The organism is Chryseobacterium sp. VD8, assembly GCF_037149975.1.
GTDB lineage: Bacteria > Bacteroidota > Bacteroidia > Flavobacteriales > Weeksellaceae > Chryseobacterium > Chryseobacterium indicum.
This window is the reverse complement of the sequence record NZ_JBBCQL010000444.1, coordinates 1-815: the sequence shown is the minus strand read 5'-3', so window position 1 is coordinate 815 and position 815 is coordinate 1. Positions and strand designations below refer to the sequence as shown.

Sequence of the window (815 nt, the reverse complement as noted above, 5' to 3'; positions counted from 1 at the left end):
GTTGTACTTTTTGGCTTTTGCAAACACGCCGTCTTCATGCTGAAAAAGGTTGGTAACCTGATTGTAGCTTGTGTGGAATTCTATATCTGGAAGTTTTTCCAATTTCAGATCTTTTTCTTGGGTTTCGGACATTTCATCTTTTAAATGGCTGATTTTTATTTTTTTGTTTTGAATTAATCCGATCTCTATTGCTTTTTGCAGGCTAAGGTGTTGATAATCGGTTATCTGTGCCTGTAATAAATTACTCATAAGTAATAGGCACAACGCAAACCACTGATATCTGTTTGCGTATGATATCATTTTCATAAATATAGTTAAGATTTTTTGCTGAATTGTTTTTGACTCTGCAAATTTACGCGGTGCAGCTTCCGACATGATTTGTGAAAACAGAAAAAGATTTGCTCATTTACGCCATATTGAAATTTTCTCTTTACCTTTATTGAATGAACGAAAGTCATTTTAAAGCAGTAGAAGAAGCAGATTCGGAATTTTACGTTTATCATGTGCTTACCGGAAAGGTGAAAACCGAAATCCATTATCACAGTTCGGCTCAGCTGGTGTATGCAGAAGGTGGAATTGTGCATATTTTCACCGATCTGAAACACTGGTATTTACCAGCAAGATGTTTTATGTGGATTCCTGCCGGAACACCGCATTATATCTTTTCTACGAGTCCAAAAGTGGATCTGTACAATTTTTATTTTAAAAAAGAAGAAAACGAAAATGGCTTTTTTGATGAAATCAATATTTATTCGGTAAGTCATCTTCTTCGGGAGATGATTTTGTATACCAAAGACTGGGATGGGAAAATCACA

At 35.1% G+C, this 815-nt stretch carries 2 pseudogenes; one reads left to right on the top strand and one right to left on the bottom strand.

Annotated elements, in window-relative coordinates:
* Positions 1-306: pseudogene (locus tag WFK35_RS22945) on the bottom strand (hypothetical protein); the annotation flags it as partial.
* A gap of 137 nt (positions 307-443) precedes the next feature.
* Here WFK35_RS22945 and WFK35_RS22940 point away from each other — a divergent pair.
* Positions 444-815 (top strand): annotated as a pseudogene (locus tag WFK35_RS22940) (AraC family transcriptional regulator); the annotation flags it as partial.